Annotated in this window: 19 protein-coding genes, 1 tRNA gene and 2 pseudogenes; 17 read left to right on the plus strand and 5 right to left on the minus strand. The window is 45.0% G+C overall.

Features of this window, described 5'->3' with window-relative positions:
* Window positions 1-81 precede the first annotated feature (81 nt).
* The 8 genes and pseudogenes from SYN6312_RS16725 (at window position 82) to SYN6312_RS20685 (ending at window position 5,922) form a co-directional block, all read left to right on the plus strand.
* Window positions 82-1,362 (plus strand): ABC transporter ATP-binding protein, encoded by a 1,281-nt coding sequence (locus SYN6312_RS16725; protein ID WP_015126077.1) that lies wholly within the window; start codon window positions 82-84, stop codon window positions 1,360-1,362.
* Window positions 1,344-2,186 carry a methyltransferase domain-containing protein gene (locus SYN6312_RS16730; RefSeq protein ID WP_015126078.1) on the plus strand — a complete coding sequence of 281 codons (843 nt, stop codon included), beginning with the start codon at window positions 1,344-1,346 and terminating at the stop codon, window positions 2,184-2,186. The genes SYN6312_RS16725 and SYN6312_RS16730 overlap by 19 nt, the downstream gene beginning before the upstream one ends.
* Before the next feature lie 5 nt (window positions 2,187-2,191).
* A complete protein-coding gene (locus tag SYN6312_RS16735; protein ID WP_015126079.1) occupies window positions 2,192-2,839 on the plus strand; it encodes a class I SAM-dependent methyltransferase in 648 nt (215 codons plus the stop codon).
* A gap of 23 nt (window positions 2,840-2,862) precedes the next feature.
* Complete coding sequence (locus tag SYN6312_RS16740) at window positions 2,863-4,017, plus strand: glycoside hydrolase family 99-like domain-containing protein (protein ID WP_015126080.1); 1,155 nt, start codon at window positions 2,863-2,865, stop codon at window positions 4,015-4,017.
* 1 nt (window position 4,018) lies between these two features.
* The gene (locus SYN6312_RS16745) at window positions 4,019-4,939 is read left to right on the plus strand and encodes a glycosyltransferase family 2 protein (protein ID WP_172636066.1); all 921 of its coding nucleotides are present in this window, start codon (window positions 4,019-4,021) and stop codon (window positions 4,937-4,939) included.
* Window positions 4,940-5,268: 329 nt separating this feature from the next.
* Entirely contained in the window at window positions 5,269-5,433 is a 165-nt protein-coding gene (locus SYN6312_RS20680) for a hypothetical protein (RefSeq protein ID WP_253276383.1), read from the plus strand.
* Between the two features lie 21 nt (window positions 5,434-5,454).
* Window positions 5,455-5,664, plus strand: a pseudogene (locus tag SYN6312_RS20805) (DUF3782 domain-containing protein); the annotation flags it as partial.
* A gap of 24 nt (window positions 5,665-5,688) precedes the next feature.
* Window positions 5,689-5,922 (plus strand): hypothetical protein, encoded by a 234-nt coding sequence (locus SYN6312_RS20685; RefSeq protein ID WP_256377512.1) that lies wholly within the window; start codon window positions 5,689-5,691, stop codon window positions 5,920-5,922.
* Here the strand turns inward: SYN6312_RS20685 and SYN6312_RS21095 are convergent.
* Window positions 5,919-6,332 (minus strand): annotated as a pseudogene (locus tag SYN6312_RS21095) (DUF29 domain-containing protein); the annotation flags it as partial. The gene SYN6312_RS20685 and the pseudogene SYN6312_RS21095 sit on opposite strands and share 4 nt — an antisense overlap.
* A 59-nt stretch (window positions 6,333-6,391) precedes the next feature.
* Here SYN6312_RS21095 and SYN6312_RS16755 point away from each other — a divergent pair.
* The 6 genes from SYN6312_RS16755 (at window position 6,392) to SYN6312_RS16780 (ending at window position 12,059) form a co-directional block, all read left to right on the plus strand.
* The gene (locus tag SYN6312_RS16755) at window positions 6,392-7,174 is read left to right on the plus strand and encodes an ABC transporter permease (RefSeq protein ID WP_015126083.1); all 783 of its coding nucleotides are present in this window, start codon (window positions 6,392-6,394) and stop codon (window positions 7,172-7,174) included.
* A 92-nt stretch (window positions 7,175-7,266) separates the two neighbouring features.
* Entirely contained in the window at window positions 7,267-8,760 is a 1,494-nt protein-coding gene (locus SYN6312_RS16760; RefSeq protein WP_015126084.1) for a UDP-N-acetylmuramoyl-L-alanyl-D-glutamate--2,6-diaminopimelate ligase, read from the plus strand.
* Between the two features lie 125 nt (window positions 8,761-8,885).
* Window positions 8,886-9,413 (plus strand): GNAT family N-acetyltransferase, encoded by a 528-nt coding sequence (locus SYN6312_RS16765; RefSeq protein ID WP_015126085.1) that lies wholly within the window; start codon window positions 8,886-8,888, stop codon window positions 9,411-9,413.
* A 161-nt stretch (window positions 9,414-9,574) separates the two neighbouring features.
* The gene (mnmA, locus tag SYN6312_RS16770) at window positions 9,575-10,633 is read left to right on the plus strand and encodes a tRNA 2-thiouridine(34) synthase MnmA (protein ID WP_041431740.1); all 1,059 of its coding nucleotides are present in this window, start codon (window positions 9,575-9,577) and stop codon (window positions 10,631-10,633) included.
* A 63-nt stretch (window positions 10,634-10,696) separates the two neighbouring features.
* Window positions 10,697-11,755 carry a DMT family transporter gene (locus tag SYN6312_RS16775; RefSeq protein ID WP_371257411.1) on the plus strand — a complete coding sequence of 353 codons (1,059 nt, stop codon included), beginning with the start codon at window positions 10,697-10,699 and terminating at the stop codon, window positions 11,753-11,755.
* A gap of 222 nt (window positions 11,756-11,977) precedes the next feature.
* Window positions 11,978-12,059 (plus strand) — tRNA-Tyr (locus SYN6312_RS16780).
* Here SYN6312_RS16780 and SYN6312_RS19230 read toward each other — a convergent pair.
* From SYN6312_RS19230 to ppk1, 3 genes are all read right to left on the minus strand, one after another.
* Complete coding sequence (locus SYN6312_RS19230) at window positions 12,047-13,549, minus strand: right-handed parallel beta-helix repeat-containing protein (RefSeq protein ID WP_071880547.1); 1,503 nt, start codon at window positions 13,547-13,549, stop codon at window positions 12,047-12,049. The genes SYN6312_RS16780 and SYN6312_RS19230 overlap by 13 nt on opposite strands.
* Before the next feature lie 58 nt (window positions 13,550-13,607).
* Window positions 13,608-13,961: a hypothetical protein gene (locus tag SYN6312_RS16790; protein WP_015126089.1), complete on the minus strand. Its 354-nt coding sequence runs from the start codon at window positions 13,959-13,961 to the stop codon at window positions 13,608-13,610.
* Between the two features lie 142 nt (window positions 13,962-14,103).
* Complete coding sequence (gene ppk1 / locus SYN6312_RS16795; RefSeq protein ID WP_083853568.1) at window positions 14,104-16,317, minus strand: polyphosphate kinase 1; 2,214 nt, start codon at window positions 16,315-16,317, stop codon at window positions 14,104-14,106.
* Between the two features lie 193 nt (window positions 16,318-16,510).
* Here ppk1 and SYN6312_RS16800 point away from each other — a divergent pair, with 193 nt between their 5' ends.
* Window positions 16,511-17,449: a histone deacetylase gene (locus tag SYN6312_RS16800; RefSeq protein ID WP_015126091.1), complete on the plus strand. Its 939-nt coding sequence runs from the start codon at window positions 16,511-16,513 to the stop codon at window positions 17,447-17,449.
* Between the two features lie 11 nt (window positions 17,450-17,460).
* Window positions 17,461-18,282 carry a DUF3598 family protein gene (locus SYN6312_RS16805; RefSeq protein WP_015126092.1) on the plus strand — a complete coding sequence of 274 codons (822 nt, stop codon included), beginning with the start codon at window positions 17,461-17,463 and terminating at the stop codon, window positions 18,280-18,282.
* Here SYN6312_RS16805 and SYN6312_RS16810 read toward each other — a convergent pair.
* The gene (locus tag SYN6312_RS16810) at window positions 18,275-18,979 is read right to left on the minus strand and encodes a Uma2 family endonuclease (protein ID WP_015126093.1); all 705 of its coding nucleotides are present in this window, start codon (window positions 18,977-18,979) and stop codon (window positions 18,275-18,277) included. The genes SYN6312_RS16805 and SYN6312_RS16810 overlap by 8 nt on opposite strands.
* A 322-nt stretch (window positions 18,980-19,301) precedes the next feature.
* On the opposite strand from SYN6312_RS16810, the gene SYN6312_RS16815 reads away from it, so the two are divergent.
* Entirely contained in the window at window positions 19,302-20,360 is a 1,059-nt protein-coding gene (locus SYN6312_RS16815; protein WP_015126094.1) for a type I restriction endonuclease, read from the plus strand.
* Window position 20,361: the final 1 nt, after the last annotated feature.

Consider the following 20,361-nt stretch of genomic DNA (forward strand, 5'->3'; position numbering starts at 1 on the left):
ACTGTTTTGCCAGTTTTATTTTTAGAAAGTTTGGTTAAAGTAATTTCTTGAGAGATTGAAATAGTTTTTTTGGGGATTTCAATGGCTCAGCCAGTTATTCAAGTGCGAGGGTTAGGTAAGAAGTATCGGATTCGGGCCCAAAAGTCACTGGCCTATCGCAGTTTTCGGGAAGATCTATGGAGTGGAGTGCAGGGATTCATTAAGGGTGAGTGGCAGCAAGGAAAGTGGGAAGAGTTCTGGGCTTTGCAGGATGTAAGTTTTGATGTCCATCAAGGGGATGTGGTGGGGATTATTGGGCGAAATGGGGCAGGGAAGAGTACGCTGTTAAAAATTTTATCGAGGATTGTGAAGCCAACAACTGGGGAAGCAGTGATTCGGGGGCGCGTGGGATCATTGTTGGAAGTGGGGACGGGGTTTCATCCTGAGTTAACGGGCCGGGAAAATATTTTGATGAATGGGGCGATTCTAGGGATGAGCCGAACTGAAATTAGGGCCAAGTTTGATGAAATTGTGGCATTTGCAGAGGTGGAAAAGTTTTTAGATACGCCAGTAAAACATTATTCTTCAGGGATGTATGTTCGGTTGGCATTTGCAGTAGCGGCTCATTTAGAACCAGAGATATTAATTGTAGATGAGGTTTTGGCGGTAGGAGATGCCCAGTTTCAAAAAAAGTGCCTGGGAAAGATCAAAGATGTGAGTCAAAGAGAGGGTAGAACTATTCTATTTGTTAGTCACAATATGGATGCTGTTGTTAGACTTTGTACTGAAACAATTCTTCTAACTCGGGGTGGTGTTGAATATAATGGATCGACTAAAAAAGCAATAACTCACTACATCAAATCTGATTTAGGTGTTACAAACTTTAAGCAGTGGAATTTTGATAATTTTTCCGATGATCAGATAGTTTTCTTCCTAAAGGCTAGAGTTCATAATAAAGATGGTACTATAAAAAGCAGTTTTGAGATAACGGAGGAAATTGGAATCACTATTGAATATAGAGTAACAAAAGATGGTTGTATTTTTACACATGGGTGTAACTTATTTAATGAGAAAGGTATTAATATCTTAAACTCACATGATATTGTTTCACATATGCGTAATGTACCACGGAGTCAAGGAGATTATTCAGCCACGGTATGGATTCCTTCAAATTTCCTTGCAGAGGGGGCATTTATTGTTGGACTTGCCATATTAACGCCAGACCCATTTAGTATTCATTTGCATGAGCCAAACGCTCTAGCATTTAAAGTTACTGACAATATATCTGGAAGTTCCGCTCGTGGAGAGTATATCGGTGAATTTCCGGGGTTGGTGAGGCCAATTTTGAAGTGGGAGGCATCGCTATGCACCAAAGCTCAATAGACAAAATGCAGTTATTTGTTAATAAATATCTTAATAACAAATTATCCGAAGAACTTTATATATTAGACCTTGGAAGCCAAAATATTGGAGGATCATATCGCCCTATTTTCCACAGCCCTAACTGGAAATACATTGGTTTAGATTTAGAGGCTGGAGAAAACGTAGATATTTTACTTCGTGATCCATATATGTGGAATGAAATAAATTCGAACTCAGTTGATGTGTTAATATCTGGACAAACTTTGGAGCATATTCAGTATTTTTGGTTGACTATTTTAGAGATTTCAAGAGTACTAAAACCCGGAGGATTATGTTGTCTAATTGCTCCCTCTACTGGATATGAACATAGATACCCTGTAGATTGCTGGAGATTTTATCCTGATGGTATGATGGCACTGGCTAACTTTGCTCAACTCGAGGTTTTAGAAGCTTTTACACAGTGGGAAAATGAAAATTACAATGATGGAAGTAATGTTTGGCACGACTCTGTTCTCATAGCACGTAAACCCTTGACTGTCGCTAAGCAGGATTCAGATTCTATAGAACTCTATACTCATCTTTTTGAAGTTTTAACGCCATCTGGCCAATTAGATTTGTATAAGTTTGAACTGATTAACTTGAAACGTGCACTAAGTTCAATTGACCTTGAGTTGAAACAACTAAAAGCTCAAAATAATAATCTTTTAGTAACTCATGCAAAAGCTATTGAAAATATTGAAAAGAGCTTTTTTTGGAAGCTACGAACTCGATGGTTTTTAATTAAGAATTTTTTTATTAAGTTATTTGCAGTTAATTTTAATAAGAATAAGCCACCCAAGGAGTAAAAATTATGAGACAAGTCATTAAGAATTGGTATTTTAATAGCGATAGAATTGAAATGTTAGCTTTTATCCCATCTTTTTCAAAGAAAATTTTAGATATTGGTTGTGCTAACGGACGATTTGCAACTCTTGTAAAAGATAAATTTGGAGTTGAGGCGTGGGGAATTGAAATTAATCCTGAAGCTGCTAGAATTGCCAGTCAGCATCTTGATAAAGTTCTTCATAAAGATATATTAGATGCTCTTAATGACCTTCCTGAAAAATATTTTGACTGTATAATATTTAATGATGTGCTTGAGCACCTTATTGATCCATATACTGTTCTAAAAAAAGTCAAGAAAAATTTAAGCAACGAAGGTGTTGTGATAGCCTCACTACCTAACATTCGACACGCTCCAGTTCTATATGAGCTTCTTGTAAAGGGTAATTGGGATTATCAAGATTATGGAGTCCTTGATAGAACTCATCTTCGTTTCTTTACAAGAAAAAGTATTAAAAAGATGTTTGAAGAACAGGGGTATACAATATTAAAGATGGATGGAATTAATCGATCAGAATCAATTCGTGGAAAACTTATTTCCAAGCTACTTGTAGGCCCCTTCTACGATATGAAATATATTCAGTTTGCTTGTCTTGTTAAGCCAAATCATAACTAACTCAAAACACTTGTAATTACCTCATGACAAAAATAATTGCTCTTTATTTCCCTCAGCTTCATGCAATTCCAGAGAATGATGAGTGGTGGGGTGAAGGTTTCACAGATTGGGTTAATGTGCGGAGAGCAACTCCCCTTTTTCCAGGACATTATCAGCCTCGTATTCCTGCAAATAATAACTACTATGATCAATCTAAGAAAGAAACAATTAAGCAGCAAGTAAGTTTGGCGAAGCAGTATGGAATATATGGTTTTTGTCACTATCACTATTGGTTTAACGGTAAACAGTTACTAGAAAAACCAACGAATATCATCCTTGAAAACAAAGATATAGATATAAAATTTTGTCTTGCTTGGGCTAATGAAACTTGGTCAAGAAGATGGGATGGACAAGATCATGATATTTTACAATTACAAACTCACCCCCCCGAAATTAATAGCTGGTCATTGCATTTTGATTACCTAATTAAGGCATGGACAGATAAGAGAGCTATCACTATAGATGGAAAACCAATTTTCCTAATTTATCGACCTCAGAAAATTCATAAAATTGGTGAAATGTTTAATTATTGGAAATTAAGAGCAAAAGAATTTGGGTTAAATGATATATTTTTTATTGCAATGAATCAATACCAGCTACCTGACTTTAGTATTCTTCAACACTTTAACGGAGTTATGCTCTTTCAGCCATTTTATACTGCATACAATTTCAGAAAAAATTCTATGCCGCATATTCTTACAAAAGTAAAAAACAAAATCATAAACGTCTATAACTATTTACCAAGTTATATCAAGAATAATTTATCTGATTTAAAAAACAAAAATAAATCTTCTCTGACTTTCTATGATTATGATGTTGTTTGGCGGCAGATCATATGTGAAAAAATAAATACTCAACTACCTTTGTTTGAAGGTGCATTTGTTGACTGGGATAACACTGCAAGGTATCGGGAAAGGGCGACTATTTTTCGAGATGCTAGCCCATATAAATTTGAGATGTATATGAAACAATTAATTGCCAAGATTTCCAGGAAAAAAATAAGCGAGCAGTTTATTTTTATCAATGCTTGGAATGAATGGGCAGAATCTGCTTATCTTGAGCCAGATTCAAGATTTGGACTTCAGTATCTAGATGCATTAAGAAGCGCTATATCAGAATATGAGCAAATTCCGGAATAAAGTGGAAATACTTCTTACAGTCTATAATGGTTCAAGTTATGTTGAGTCTCAAGTTTTGTCTCTTCTTAATCAGTCATTAACCAACTATCTTGTGAAAATAAGTGATGATTGCTCTGATGATGGTTCAACTCAAATAATCAATAAAATCATAAATAGTTATTCTCAACATATATTGTTTTACATTCAATTGATTAATGTTGGAGTTTTAGAAAATATAAATGCTCTTTTTTCTAGTGCAAACTCAGAATACATCTTTTTTTCTGATCAAGATGATGTTTGGCTTTCACACAAAATGGAGATTAGCCTAAAAAAAATGCAAGAAATGGAAACCACACATGGTAATCACACTCCTATTCTTGTTCATACTGACCTTCAAGTTGTTGATCAAGACCTTAACTTAATCCATCACTCCTTTCGACAATACCAAAACCTCGATCCCAATCCCCCAAAACTACTCCCTAGACTTCTGTTACAAAACTTTGTTACAGGCTGCACAATGCTCATCAACAAACCCCTCAAAGATTTAGTAACCCCTATCCCCCCAGAAGCTATCATGCACGATTGGTGGATTGCTCTGACCGCCGCTACTCTTGGTAAAATTGCCTATATTTCAGAACCTACCGTACTTTACCGTCAACATCAAAAAAACAATGTTGGTGCTAGAAAATGGGGTCTTAACTATATTTTTTCTCGTCTCAGTAACTTAGAGGAAATTAGAAGTGACATCCAAAAAACTATTATTCAAGCTAAGAAATTTCGTGAAACCTTTCAACATCATCTCTTGCCAGAACAACTGAATATTATTGAAACTTATATCAATCTTCCTAATCAGGCCTGGGCCACTAGAAAGTATCAAATGATTAAGTATGGGTTTTATCAGCCCACAAGATTGAAAAATATAGGTTTTTTTCTTTTAATTTAACTTGGATGTTCTTCCCAGGCCTCAATTCTTACTTTTCTTACTGTCCCAAAGCTTCTCCTTCTTCTCGCAGATTTTGCCAATCGAGTTCCAGTACTTTTTGTTTGGGCAAGGCCTATTTCCAAAAGTTGTTGATACTCAAGAGTAATTCCCTAATCCAGTCCGATAACTCCGCTAGCCATTTTGGAGAAATTATCAGATTACAGCCCCTCTCATCGAGTACATTGCGATAGAGTATAGATAAGCTAAGTAATGATTAGACATCTCCAGAAATGAAGCTAGAACCTTTATGGGGCATGGATCAAAATCAGGTTATTGGAGATGTCTATTGTATGACCAACTCGGAAGTAAAAGAACTAATCCGCAATGAACTTCCTAACCTGATCCCCCAAGATCCGTTGATCAGAGATTTTATTTTGCGCACTGTCTCAGAATACTACGCTGGCAAGCAAGAAACCGAGAGTAAATTTGATCGCATCCTTAATGAACTGCAATGAGATCGTGAAGAACAGGCTCGCAAATGGGACGAGCAAAACCGTAAATGGGATGAAGCACTTGCTGAAATTCGCAGATTAGATCGGCGTTTTGATAGTGCTATTGGTGCGCTAAGTTCTAGATGGGGACTCTATTCTGAAGCCAGTTTTCGTCATGCCCTGAAAGGTATCTTAGAGCAATCGTTTAATGTCCATGTTTTGAATATCAATGACTTTGATGATGCGGGTGAAGTATTTGGTCGTCCGGATCAAGTAGAAATTGACATTATTATTAGAAACGGAGATATCATTGCTTGTGAAATTGAGTCATCCATGAGAAAATTCGATATGTATAGCTTTGATCGTAAAGTGGCATTCTATCAAAAACGTCATCAATGCCCTGTCACCCGAAAAATTGTTATTTCACCAATGGTTGATGACCCCGCCAGGCCTGTTGCTGAAGATTTAGGAATCGAAGTATACAGCTTTGCTGAAAAAGTTGAAAATCTCTAATATTTTTTTGCAAAAAATAGTTTGACTGACTTGACTTGATTATAATCCTCTTCCCAGGCCAGATTTGTCTTACAAATGAAATTGTCATCTAATACTCCTTCTATAGGGTAAGGGCAATCTTCAGGAAAAACTCGCAGGGGTAAATCTGTTTCCTGTAGTGCTAAATCTACTCCAGCTTTATATCCATCCGTTATTGCCTCAGTTAATCGAGTCTTTAAACTAGGATTTTGTTTTAAATGCCGTGTAATTGTTCGCCGTTGTTCTCGAATGGTTAAAAATCAACTCCAGCATCGTTGTTCTGGTTTAAATTCCCATTTGAATCAATGCCCTAACAACAGCGTCAGTCGACTTACTAACTCTCGATATTCTTGCCGTCCCAAAGCTTCTAACTCCTCCTGCAGATGTTGCCAATCTAAATGATCCTTGGCTCAGGTAGGATTGCTATAGATTGTGATGGATACTTCTCCCCTTGTCTCGATATTTTCGGTTAATTTTTCTGTTTTGGACGACTGCAACCGCAGCGGAAATGGAATATCGGTTTAACTTTTTTATTGCCGCCCTCAGTAGCCTAGGCAATTTAGTTGGGGGAATTTTTGGCCTATTTTTGTTTTACCGTGATGGCCATACCTTTCCGGGGTGGACTTGGGCTGAAGCCCTGATTGTCTTGGGAATTTTCACGATTTTGCAGGGGATATCCGCCACTTTTTTAGTTCCCAACCTAAACCGAATTGTCCGGCAAGTCCAGGAAGGTACATTGGATTTTGTTTTGCTCAAACCCATTAGCAGCCAGTTTTGGTTATCCTCCTACAGCGTCTCTCTTTGGGGCATTCCTGATATTATCTTTGGCGGTTTAATTATTTTCTATGCGGGACAGCGTTTAGGCCTCAGTTGGCAAAGTTACCTGGCTGGCCTGGGGCCTTTGGGCTTGGGTGTCATTAGTTTTTACAGCCTTTGGTTTATGTTGGGGGCGACCAGTATTTGGTTTGTGAAAATTTATAATGTGACAGAGGTGTTGCGGGGCCTGGTGGAAGCAGGGCGATATCCAATGGTGGCTTATCCGGTAGCCTATCGTATTTTCTTTACCTTTATTGTTCCAGTTGCATTCTTAACCACACTGCCAGCAGAGGTCATTTTGGGACGGGTGCAATTGCCGTGGATTCTCGGTGCGGTTGGGTTGGCGGGGGGATTACTTTATGCCTCAAATCGGTTTTGGCGGTTTGCACTCCGGTTTTATACGAGTGCTTCGGCTTAGGGTTTCGCTGGACTTCTCAGCGTTGGTCTGAATAAACCCAGGCAAATAGCCTAAAATTTCTGCCAAGACTCAATCATGGCCTGGAGGATGGGATGGTTATGCGTTTACGAGAGCTTTTGGTTGCGGCTAATGTTCCCTGCCCCAGTCAATCTCCCGCTCTAGACCTAGATGTCACTCAATTAAGTACAAATTCTTGGGATTGCCGGCCGGGAACCTTGTTTATTGGGATGCCGGGAACTCGTGTAGATGGGGGGAATTTTTGGCCGAGTGCTTTAGCCGCTGGGGCCATTGCCGCAATTGTCTCTCCCCAGGCCAAGCAACCTAACCCCAATGATTCGGCCCTCGTGATCCCTGTAGATCAGATTGAGCGGGCCTGTGGACAACTCGCAACCGCCTTTTACAACTATCCAGCCCAAAAACTTTCCCTTGTGGGTGTGACCGGAACCAATGGCAAAACCACCACCACCCATTTGATTGAATATCTGGTTAAGGAAGCTCACCAGGCCCCGGCTCTCTTTGGCACCCTCTATAGTCGCTGGCCTGGCCATGAAGTGATTGCCACCCATACCACTCCCTTTGCTGTTACTCTTCAAGGACAATTAGCCACTGCTGTCCAGGCCGGGGCCAAGGTGGGGATTATGGAGGTGAGTTCCCATTCCTTAGCTCAAGGACGAACCTGGGGCTGTGAATTTACAGCGGCGGTGTTTACCAATCTCACCCAAGACCATTTGGACTATCACAAGGACTTAGAGGATTATTTTGCGGCCAAGGCTCTATTGTTTGAGGAGAACTATCTCAAAGGGCGAGCCATGATTAACGGCGATGATCCCTATGGGCAACGGTTACTCAGAAAGTTAGGACAAGACCAGGCCTGGAGTTACCGGACTAAAGGAGAAGCTGACCTTTGGGCTACGGATTTACAGTATCGGGCCGATGGCGTTTCTGGCATCATTCACACCCCCAAAGGAACAAGAGCCTTTAACTCACCCTTGGTGGGTCAATTTAATGTCGAAAACCTACTAGCGGCTCTTGGGGTTGGGTTACATCTGGGCCTAGATCTAGCTGGAATGTTAGCCAGTTTACCCCAGTTCCCCGGAGTCCCCGGCCGAATGCAGCAGGTCAAGGTTAGTCCAGCGCAAGATATTAGCGTGATTGTAGATTATGCCCACACACCGGATAGTTTAGAAAACTTGCTCAAAGCCGCCCGCCCGTTTATTCCCGGCCAGATGATCTGTGTCTTTGGCTGTGGTGGAGATCGGGATCGCAGCAAACGTCCGCAAATGGGAAAAATCGCCGCCGATTTAGCCGATCAAGTAGTCGTCACCTCAGATAATCCCCGCACGGAATACCCCCAAGGGATCCTAGAGGATATTTTGACTGGGATTGAGCCAACCATTAACCCCCTTGTGGAAGCTGACCGTCACCAGGCCATTCTCGACGCGATTCTCCAGGCCCAACCCGGAGATGGGGTGGTTATTGCTGGCAAAGGTCATGAAGACTATCAAATTCTGGGCACAGAAAAAATTCATTTTGATGATCGGGAAGAAGCCACCGCCGCCTTAAAACAACGCATGGGCCTGGAGTAGCGGGTTTATCAATAAGTTAGGTTACTTCATCCCTAAGTTGGTACAGTGTTTCAACGTTAACGACCCGTCACTCAGGGCTAAGTTGAATTTGTTTAGAGCAGCCATAAAAGGGAGGTGTCGGAATAATGTCGCATGTGCTTCGCACGGAACGTTTAAGTTTGCGCCCCTGTCAGATCAGTGATCTAGATGCTGTACACCAGTTATGGAATGAGGCTGATGTCCGACGGTTTCTCTTCGATGACCGAGAAATATCCACCGAGGAGGCAAAATCGTTTATCGAAACAAGTGTGGGAACCTTTGCTAGGCACGGCTATGGAATTTGGCTCTTTTTTGAACATCAAAGGGATCAGGTAGCAGGATTTTCCGGACTACTGCATTCACGACAAAGTTCACCGAGTCTAATTTTTGGCACACGGCCACAACTCTGGGGCAGGGGATATGCCAAGGAAGCGACACGTTCTATACTTCGCTACGCATTTAATGTGCTTGGATTGGCGAGAGTAGAGGCAGACGTTGATGAGCCTAACAACGCATCGATTCGGTTGCTTGAGGGGTTGGGAATGTCTCGAACTCGTAGAGCCATCGTCAACGAGCGCCCATTGCTTTACTATGAAATTCAATCTGAGCAAAAAGAAGCGCGCGCGAAGATGTGAACCAGAGGCTGTTATGGCTTGAGTCTCTAGATAAAGAGAATATTTTCAGAGGTGATTTTCCAGAGTTAGACTGAAGTTAATGCGCTAATGGCCCCATTGCCCCCCGTCCTATGTCTCCTCTTACTGCAACCCCAGCATCTTCCTCCAGGCCAGCCCTTGATCTGACAACGCCGATTGTGGTCGGTTTATCCGGGGGGGTAGATAGTTCTGTGGCCATTGCCAGTCTGCATCAACAGGGCTATCCGGTCATCGGTGTTACCCTCTGGCTGATGAAAGGGAAAGGGCAATGTTGCTCTGAAGGGATGGTTGATGCAGCCCGCCTTTGTGAAGAATTAGGGGTTCCCTACCATGTTGTCGATAGCCGCGAGGTTTTCCAGGCCCAGATAATTGACTACCTAGTGGCTGGCTATAGCTCTGGGATGACCCCTCTTCCCTGCTCTCAATGCAATCGGATGGTCAAGTTTGGCCCCCTGTTAGCCTATGCCCAAGCCTCCTTAGGAGCAAATCATATCGCCACGGGTCACTATGCCCGGATTCGCTATAACTCCACAACGGAACGCTATGAACTTTGGCGGGCGGTGGATCGGAAAAAAGATCAATCCTATTTTCTTTATGACTTGACCCAAGCCCATTTAGCCCATACTCTCTTCCCTTTGGGAGAGCAAACTAAAGCCGAGACGCGGGCGATGGCCAGCCAGTTTAAGTTACACACTGCCAGTAAACCGGAAAGCCAAGATCTCTGCCTGGTAGAAGCCCACGGCTCAATGCGGGAATTTTTGGCCCAATATATTCCCCCCCAGGCCGGCGAAATTGTGGATCAGGCCGGGCAGGTCTTGGGCTATCACGAAGGCATCCATAACTACACCATTGGTCAACGCAAAGGAATTGGGATTGCCGCCGCTGAACCCTTATATGTCCTGGCCCTCGATACCACCCGCAATCAAGTCATTGTTGGCCCCCGCACCCAGGCCGAGCAGGGAGACTGTCGCGTCCAGCGGCTGAACTGGGTCAGTATTCCGCCAGTAGATCATCCCCTTGATGTGACTGTGCAAATTCGCTACCAAAGCCAGCCCACCCCCGCCACCCTAATTCCAGATCCTGTCAACCCGACAACCCAGGCCAAGCTTGTATTTACCGAACCCCAGTTTGGTGTCACACCCGGACAGGCCGCGGTTTGGTATGACGGTGAGCGTTTGCTGGGAGGGGGAATTATTGAGTAAAGTGGAACGTAAGGATTTGTAACAAAAGTTTGTGGAATACCCGTGAACAATCGCCTTTCGTTAGTGCAGCCGAGAGCTATGACGGGCCCAGGCCTGGTTTCACGGTTAATCTTAATTTCCCCCTTCTTCTTTTGGGGCACGGCGATGGTAGCGATGAAGCAGGTTCTCCCCCAGACCAGTCCCTTTTTTGTGGCGGCTGTGCGCTTAATCCCAGCGGGAATTTTAGTGCTGCTCACGGCTTGGCTTCTTCGGCGTAAACACCCCCAAGGATTACGGGCCTGGGCCTGGATTGGTTTATTTGCCCTGGTAGATGGCAGCCTATTTCAAGGGTTTTTAGCCGCTGGCTTGTCGCGGACAGGGGCAGGTTTAGGTTCAGTCATGATTGACTCCCAACCCTTAGCCGTGGCCTTGTTGGCAGCCTGGCTCTATCGGGAAAAAATTGGCTTTTGGGGTTGGCTGGGTTTATTGATTGGCATTAGCGGCATTAGTTTAATTGGCATTCCCCAGGCCTGGTGGTTTGATCTCATCCACGGGCAGGTGACCCATATCAGTTTTAGTTGGGCGGGTCTGGGCCGGCGGGGTGAATTTTGGATGCTGTTGGCGGCCCTCTCAATGGCGGTGGGCACGGTGATGATGGGAAAGGTCAAAGAATATGCGGATCCAATTATGGCGACGGGCTGGCACATGATTATTGGGGGACTTCCCTTACTCGGCCTGGGGCTTTGGGGAGATACTCTGCCCTGGGTTAACTTAACGGGCCTGGATTGGCTGAACTTGGGGTATGCCACAGTTTTTGGCAGTGCCTTGTCCTATGGCTTATTTTTTTACTTTGCATCTCAAGGCAACTTAACCAGTCTCAGTTCCTTAACCTTCCTCACCCCTGTCTTTGCCCTCAGCTTTGGTCAACTCATTTTGCAAGAGACCCTCACATCCTTCCAACTCTGGGGGGTGGGATTAACCTTGGTCAGTATTTATCTGGTGAATCAACGCCAACACCTGGCCCAACTCTTCCACGAGCGAGCAAGGCTCTACGGTGAACGCTCTCTCGGGCCAACTCTGATTTCCCCAGCCAAAATCCCTGTTCCAGAACTCATTCGTCAATCTCTTCCTAAAGATTCTTAAGTGCGAGATATTGCCGAGCGCCTGGCAGATAAATCCTGCACTTATTACCTCATCCCTGAGGTAATTTGATGTAGTTTCAGAAAGTTGGTTCCCTGGGACTGTTGGGTAGGAATGCCGCCCATCATTAAAATCCGATCTCCTGAGATGACAAAGTAGTCCGAACAATTGATGATCAAGAAACTTCTTTCAATGTGGTAAGCTAGAAAACGCTGAAAAAGTTATGGGTCGGTGCCCGAGTGGTTAATGGGGGCGGACTGTAAATCCGTTGGCTACGCCTACGCTAGTTCGAATCTAGCCCGGCCCATCTAAATTAAAAAAGCGAGACTTTTGATCCTGTTGAGTTTGGTCTTGCCATTCTGGGAACGTTAAAGCCTTGCCTTGGGTGTGAAAGGATTTTTCCTGGTCGCTAAACCAATGGTTTCGATCTGATTGAATTGTGGTTAAAAATGGCTCGGCATTGAGAGTAGAAATTAAGGACTCTTGGGCCTGGGTCGCCATCAACCAGTTATTTTGCAGCCGCCAGTTTCGAGAGACAAAGGTGACGGTTTTCTGCTGTTCAGGAATTTCAATGTTACGAACATATAGATCTCGCACCCCGATTTGCGCTCCCAAGTTACCAGCAATGATGTTGTTTTCAAGGGTGACATTTTCCGCTGCCCAACCAAACAGGCCAGGGGTTTGTAAATAATTGGGGGCAATACTGTAGTTTTGAGTGATGACTGAGTTTTTAATGGTGATGGGCCCAGGCCCGGCTTCGATAAATAGCCCCGTGACCGCATTGCCCGTAAATTGGCAGTTATCCACAACAATATCTTGATAATCACTGTCAAACCACAGGCCAGCAGAATAGTTATTAATAGCTCGATAGTGAGTAAACGTTGCCCGCCTCAAGTAAAAATACTTTTCCCCCGCATCCCAATCGTAATAACCAGTCAAATGCCCCCGCCAGTTATTGCCCCGCGATTCCACATTCTCAACGGTCAAATCAGTAATAAACGCCCCGCCCAGGCCCCGCATCCCATTCTCGGCACTGATGACATTAGTTACGGCAATCGTCTGGGACTCGTTAATAGTTAAGCCCGTCCAGTTGTTTTGATAAAACTGACAATGATCAACCGTAATCTTTTGAGAGCGACCAATAGATAAAGCCCCCGTAAATGTCCCACCATACTTTTCAAAGATTAAATTTTGCAGGGTGATGTTTTCGGCCTGGTTCAGGGTTAATCCATTGCGGCGGGTACTGATTTCAACCATTGCCGTTGCCCAATCTAGATCGGCCGGTGGGGCTAGGTAAATTTGTCCGCTCCGATCATCAACCTGAAATGTCCCCGGTTGTAATTCTGCCTGAGTCAAGACCGGTTGGAGGCGGGTTTGATTAATCCAGGCCAGTTCCCCCCGTTGCATCAGTAAAGGTAAGTCAATGTCGTAACTGGCCCAGGGATTCCCGGAAAAGCCCCACTGAACCGGCCACGGATGTTGATAAATTCCCGGTGTTGGGGTGGGTTGCCAATTGTCCCAGAGATCTGCACCCGTAAAAATCACTGTGCCGAGTTTTTCCGCCCTGAGGATGACTGGAGGCAGATGTTTGAGGGTCGGATTGGGCTGAGATTGAAAGGTGGCTGTTTGGCGATAAATGCCCGGAGCAAATCGGAGTTGGACAGATTGCCCCTGATGTTGGGCGGTTGCTGCCTGGTTGAACTGGGCCTGGAGATCGCTATCGGGGTGAATATGAAAAATCACTAGCGACTCTTGACTCAACCCCACGGAACTGCCCCAGGCCCAAAGGCCGATCACCAGCAGAAAGAGCCCCAGCCACCTGAATCTTCCTCTGAGCTTGGCCACATTGCCTCACTTAGCGCTTAAATCTGGCTCCCAATTGGGCAAAACAGACCTTGAGACTTTCATCCAAAACATCAGCCGCTTGCCGTTGACTGGGGGTGAGGGCCTGTTTTTGGGCTTGAGCCTTAGCCATATCGCGGAAATCTTCATACTTGACCCGATCTTGAATGTAGGTCAGGGTGCATTGGCAGTAGGTTTGAAAAAATTTGTCAGAGATGAACGGCGGGGCAGAGGCTTTTGCTTTATCAATACAGGCGGTGAGATATTTATCCGACTGCTCAGAGGTATAGGCTTGGAGTTTTGGGTTAGCCCAGGCCGGGAACGGCAAACTTCCAATAATCACCGCGGCAACGATCAATAAGCGCATTTTCCACCACACACAACAATTAGCAATTGGCAACCCCTACTTTACCTGTTTCGGTTCACCGTTGATCCTTGACGAGAAGTTCTTTGGTTTTAGTTCCCAACAGCTAACACTGAGATAACGCCGAGATTAAAGTCCGCTGAATTCAATTAAAGTACCGTTCTTTGAGTTCCTTGCGGGTCATTTCCATCAAGAATGCATGGGTACCTCGCTCTGGTTCATCGGCCCTGGGGTGACGTTGAATATAATGACCATCCGGTTGTAAATCCCAGGCCTGGCGATTGTCATTGAGCATTAAATCCAAAATCCCCTTTAATTCAGCCCCAATGTGCGGATCCGTAATCGGGACAATCGCCTCTACCCGCCGATCTAAATTCCGGGAGCGCCAGTCAGCACTGCCAATAAAGAATTCAGGCTGGCCATTATTTTCAAAATAGAAGATGCGGGAATGTTCTAAAAATCGCCCAATCACGCTCATCACCCGAATCCGCTCACTCACCCCTGGGACACCCGGCCGAATACAGCACATCCCCCGAATAATCAGGTCAATCTCAACGCCGGCCTGGGAGGCTTCATACAAGGCTCGAATAATTTGCCCATCGGTAATCGCATTCATTTTGGCAATAATCCGCCCCTGCCCTCCCCCCTGACTGTGCTCAATTTCCCGCTGGATTAAGGCCAACATTCGATCCCGCATGGTGACAGGAGCGATTAATAATTTCCGATAGTCCCGTTGCCGAGAATATCCAGTCAGGAAATTAAATAAATCCGTCAGGTCGGCCCCCAGATCAGGGCAGCAGGTAAAGAGACCCAAATCTTCATAGAGTCCGGCAGTCTTGGGGTTGTAGTTACCAGTCCCAATGTGGACATAGCGGCGAATTTCCCCGGCTTCTTGGCGCACCACCAATAGGGTTTTGGTATGGGTCTTCAGGCCTGGGACACCATAGACCACATGAACCCCGACCTTTTCCAGTTTCCTAGCCCAAAGAATATTATTTTCTTCATCAAAGCGGGCCTTCAACTCCACTAAGACGGCCACCTGTTTGCCATTTTCCGCCGCCGCAATTAAGGCCTTCACAATGGGAGAATCCCCAGAGGTGCGGTAGAGGGTCATTTTGATCGCTAAAACCTTGGGGTCGTAAGCTGCCAGGGTAATAAAGCGTTGGACGGTGGTGGCAAAGCTGTGGTAGGGATGATGGACAAGGAGATCCCGCTCTCGAATTAAGCCAAACAGTTCCCCCGCTGCCGCCTCCCAATGCTCTAGTTCAATGGTGGGGTCAAAGTTGTTCAGGGAAAACTGGGATTCGCGCTCATCAACCCGGTGAAAACTGGCGGGGGTAATGGGGTGCCAACTAGGATCTTTCAGGTGAGGCAGGGGTAAATCCAGCAAAGAAAAGAGGTTATTGAGGCAGATCAAGCCTTCCACGTCATAGACATCGGTTTCATCAATATCCAGTTCCTCAATTAGGGTATGCCGAATGGCGGGAGGGATCTGTTTTTGCACCTCTAAGCGCACCACCGAGCCAAACCGCCGCTTGCGAATTTCCTGTTCAATGGCAATCAACAAATCATCGGCCTTATCGGTTTCCAGTTCCAAGTCAGCACTGCGGGTAATCCGAAAGGCGTAATGATTAAGAATCTTCATCCCCGGAAATAGGGATTCTAGGTTGTGGGCAATGACATCTTCCAGGGGAATGCCGACCCAGGCCCCGCCTTGATGTTCATCTGAACGGGGTAAATGATTGGGTAAGGTGACAAAGCGGGGAAACCCACCGGGCACTTTGACCCTGGCAAATAGTTCTTGCCCGGAGGCGGGATCTTGGACACAGACCAAGAGGTTCAAACTGAGGCTGGAAATGTAGGGAAAGGGATGGGCCGGATCAATGGCCAGGGGGGTGAGGATTGGGAAAATTTGGTCAATAAAGTACTGGTGCAGATAGGCCTGTTGTTCGGGATGGAGATCCGCATAATGCAACATAAAAATCCCCTCTTGGGCCAGGCGCGGGCGCAACTCTAACTCAAAAAACCGATGTTGCTCTGTGACGGCTGGACGTAGATATTGCCGGATCGCTGCCAATTGTTCTTGGGGCGGAATCCCATCAGCACTGCCTTGGGTGATGCCACTTTCCACCTGTTGCTTCAGGCCAGCCACCCGAATCATGAAAAACTCATCCAGATTGGAGCTATGGATGGCCATGAATTTCAAACGCTCTAATAATGGCGTACGGGGATCATAGGCTTCCTGTAAGACCCGTTTATTAAATTCCAGCCAACTCAAGGCCCGATTAAAGTAGTATTCTTTTGCTTTCAAGTCAATGTCAGTCATCTGTGGGGGTTCCGTAGGAGTAGCTGGGGTCATATCCTCATCAGAGAAAGTTAGAGTCAATGCCGTTAGGCTCAGTTCTATGGGATCAACGTCTTCATGCATGGTAAGAGCCTTTATAAACAAGGGGGCAGCGGACAGGTTCTCTCTAGGATAATTCGCCTCATAGTTTCCCAGTTGATCGTTATAATCCGATTAAGGTTAAACCAGCAAAAAATCTCCGGTGCCGATGCTTGTTATTTATTCTCCTGAGTTTCTTAACCATAAGACCGGCCCCTACCACCCGGAGCGTCCCCAGCGCCTTGAGGCGATTGTTAAACTCCTCCAAAACGCGGCCTGGGCTAATCAATTAACCTGGCAACTGCCGACATCCCTACAGGCACGAGATCCCTTGGCCTGGATTGAGCGCGTCCATCAACCCCAATATCTCCAGGCCCTACAAGGGTTGGCTGAGAGTTTAAGGGATCAGGAACGGGGACATTTGGATCCGGATACAGTGATTTCGGGGGAAAGTTATCAAGTTGCGCTATTGGCCGTGAATGGGTGGCTAGATGGGGTTAGTCAAACGTGGAATACCGATCAGCCCAGTTTTGTCTTGGCCCGCCCCCCCGGCCACCATGCCTTACCAGAACGGGGAATGGGGTTTTGTTTGTTGGCCAATGCAGCCATTGCGGCCCACTATGCCCTGAGTTTGCCGGGAGTCTCGCGGGTGGCAATTTTTGATTGGGATGTCCACCATGGCAACGGCACCCAGGCCTGTGTGGAATCTTTACCCAACATTGCCTATTGTTCCCTGCATCAGTCTCCCCACTATCCCTATACCGGAGCTACCCATGAACAGGGCCATCACCAGAATGTGTTAAATATTCCCCTCGCCGCGGGCAGTACTGGAGCCGACTATCACCAGGCCATGGCTAAACAAGTTATTCCTTTCCTCAAAGCCTTTAATCCGGATCTGCTTTTGGTGAGTGCGGGGTATGATGCCCATCGGGATGATCCACTCTCAGAGATTTTACTGACTCCAGCGGACTATGCCCAACTGACTAAAGCCTGTTTATCCTTGACGCGCAAGACGGTGTTTGGTCTGGAGGGGGGATATGACTTAGGGGGCCTGGCCACTTCGGTGAAAGCTACCGTTGCGACTTGTTTAGGACAGGGGATGGATTAAACGTGAATCAGATGTGGTCGGCATTGTTGTTGCATCAGGGGTGCTGGCTGGGAACCTCGGCTTATTTTGATGGACAAGGCAAATTACAATCTGAAACCCAAACCACGGTCACCCTCACCCCCAGCCCCGATCAGCAAACCATCCGCCAGGAGAACCAATACTTTGATACCCAAGGCCAACTGAGCCAAACCAAGGCCTGGGAGTACAGTAGCCTCAGCCGGAGTGTTTTATTTTTTGACAATGGCGCGTTTTCCCAAGGTTCAACCCAGTTTGGTCCCTATGGAGATTTTGGGGCGGAATTTGGCTTGATTGCGGGAGAAGGGATAGGTAAACCTCGGCGGCTGCGGGGAATTCCTCTCTATCGCAATGGGCAACTGGAAACCATCACCTTCATCCGGGAATATCGGCAAGACAGCCCTCAAATCGAATTACCGGCGTTGACTCCAGGCCAACTCACGGGCATTTGGCAGGGGATAGCAACGACTCTTTATCCCGATTTTCGCAATCCGACCCAGGTGCAGACGCAGCTAGAAATTACCTTTGATGGCCAACACCTGCACCAATCGCTCCACTACGGCCAGGAAAGGATTAACTCAACCGGGGCCTGGAATGGTGAACATCTGACATTTTTTGGCCCTAATCCGATTAAACTCTTTTGTTTCCCCGGTGGTGGCTCGGTGGTTCTCCCGTTGCAAATTCCGACTCGGCAAGGCTTTTTCTTGGAGTTGGCTTGGCTTGTGAATCCTCAATTCCGTCTGCGCTTAAGTCGGCACTATGATTCCGCTGGGGCCTGGCAATGCTTAACATTGGTGGAGGAAACAAAAATCATTTAGGGTCAATCCCCAAGGCCTGGAGTTGCGCGGCAAGTCGGTCTGCTCTGGCTTTTTCCTGCTCCGCCCGTTGTGCTTCTTGATCGGCGCGTTGGGCTTCATACTCGGCCCGTTGCCGGATCTGAACAGTGCTCAAAAATAGGTTGCCGTGGGGGTCATAGAGATTGAGGGTTGAGGGTGTTAATTCAAAACGGATGCCCAAGCGGGGACTCACCCAATTCTCTATGGTCTCAATCGGGAGAAGTTCGCCCTGCTGCCGTTCCAGGCCTGTGAGTTCGTTCTTATCCGGGTCGTAAATGTAATACTCATCCACGCCATAGCGGTTATAAAACAAGAGTTTTCGGCTCATTTCTTTGGTGGTATTGCTGGGAGAGAGAATTTCAAACACCACTTGGGGCGCAATATTCCCTTCTTGCCACTGCCGATAGGAACCCCGTTCTCCCTTGGGCCGACCAAAGGCCACCATCACATCAGGAGCCACTCGAATATCAGGGCGACCTTCGACGGGATACCAAAGCAAATCGCCAGCCACAAACACATCGGCCTGGGGTAAAAACAAATACTCGAGGTTTTCTTTAATCAGAACAATCCAACGAAACTGGAGGGTATTATCAGCCATGGGTTGGCCATCACTATCGGGATATAGAATAGCTTGATCTAGGAGGCGACTAGATTCTGATTCTGTTAAGTTGAATTTCATTTTGATATCAGGCACTTTGACAGCCCTGTAAATTTTACTTCTAGTCTATCTGCCTCAAGGATTTTGAGTAGCTTTTCTGATTGCTTTCTTAGGGTAGTTAGTCTCTCAAAATTTTAGCAAGTCGCTCCCCCTCTGAAGCCAATAGTTCAGAAGTTGTTGCAGCGGAGAAAGTGTTGCATCCAGTGACTTAAAGCTTAGTCATCATAAACTATGGCTTTCAGTAAAGATTCGTTATATTCATTAAGGAGTCAGAAATTCTTATTCCTTTTTGACTACTCTAGAAAAATCTTGTTTATGAAGATGCTTAAGAATTGAGGCATACATGAGCTTTGACGAAAAAATTACAGCCATCATTCAACGTATTCCTGAACTCATAGATCATTTGCAAACTGAAGAAGCAACAAAAAATGCTTTGGTTATGCCTTTTATTTCAGCCTTAGGGTATGACATCTTTAATCCAAGAGAAGTAATTCCAGAGTTTACAGCAGATGTTGGCACAAAAAAAGGGGAAAAGGTAGATTATGCCATCCTTTATAACGGTGAAATCAGCTTTTTAATTGAATGTAAGAAAGTTGGCGTAGATTTAAGCCATGCAGAAATGTCCCAACTCTTTCGATATTTTCATGTTACTAATGCTCGGATTGGAGTTCTAACAAATGGAATCCAATATAACTTCTATTCTGATCTTGAAGTGTCCAATAAAATGGATGAAAAACCATTTTTACAATTAAACCTACAGGATCCGAAGCCTTCAATACTAAAAGAAGTCAAAAAACTAGCAAAGGAAGATTTTAATCTAAATCAGATATTGAGTGTTGCTAATGAGCTTAAATATATTTCTGAGATCAAGAAATATCTGTTTTGCCAATATGATTCAAAATTACCAGATGAGGATTTTGTCAAGTTCCTGTATAAGTCTGCAAATTTAGGGAAACTATTCACCGCAACTGCAAAAGAACAATTCTCTCCTATTGTAAAGAAGGCATTTGAACAGTTTATTAATGAACGTATTGAAGATCGTCTTCGCTCTGCCCTACAAAAAGAAGTCATTGATGAGAAACCATCTGAATCAGATGAACCCATTAGCGAAATTGTGACTACGGAAGAAGAATTGGAAGGGTTTCGGATTGTAAGAGCAATTACAGCTAGGGTGATTAATCCAGAGAGAGTTGTTTATCGTGACACAAAATCTTATATGGGGATATTATTGGATGATAATAACCGGAAACCAGTTTGTCGCCTTTGCTTTAACACAAAACAAAAAAGCGTGATCCTTTTCGACCAAGATCGTAAAGAAGTACGTCAACCCATAGATAATTTGACCGATCTATACAAATTTTCTGATCACATGATCAAAACTGTTGAAATGTATGAAAATTAAG

The sequence above is a fragment of the Synechococcus sp. PCC 6312 genome, from assembly GCF_000316685.1.
Classification (GTDB): domain Bacteria; phylum Cyanobacteriota; class Cyanobacteriia; order Thermosynechococcales; family Thermosynechococcaceae; genus Pseudocalidococcus.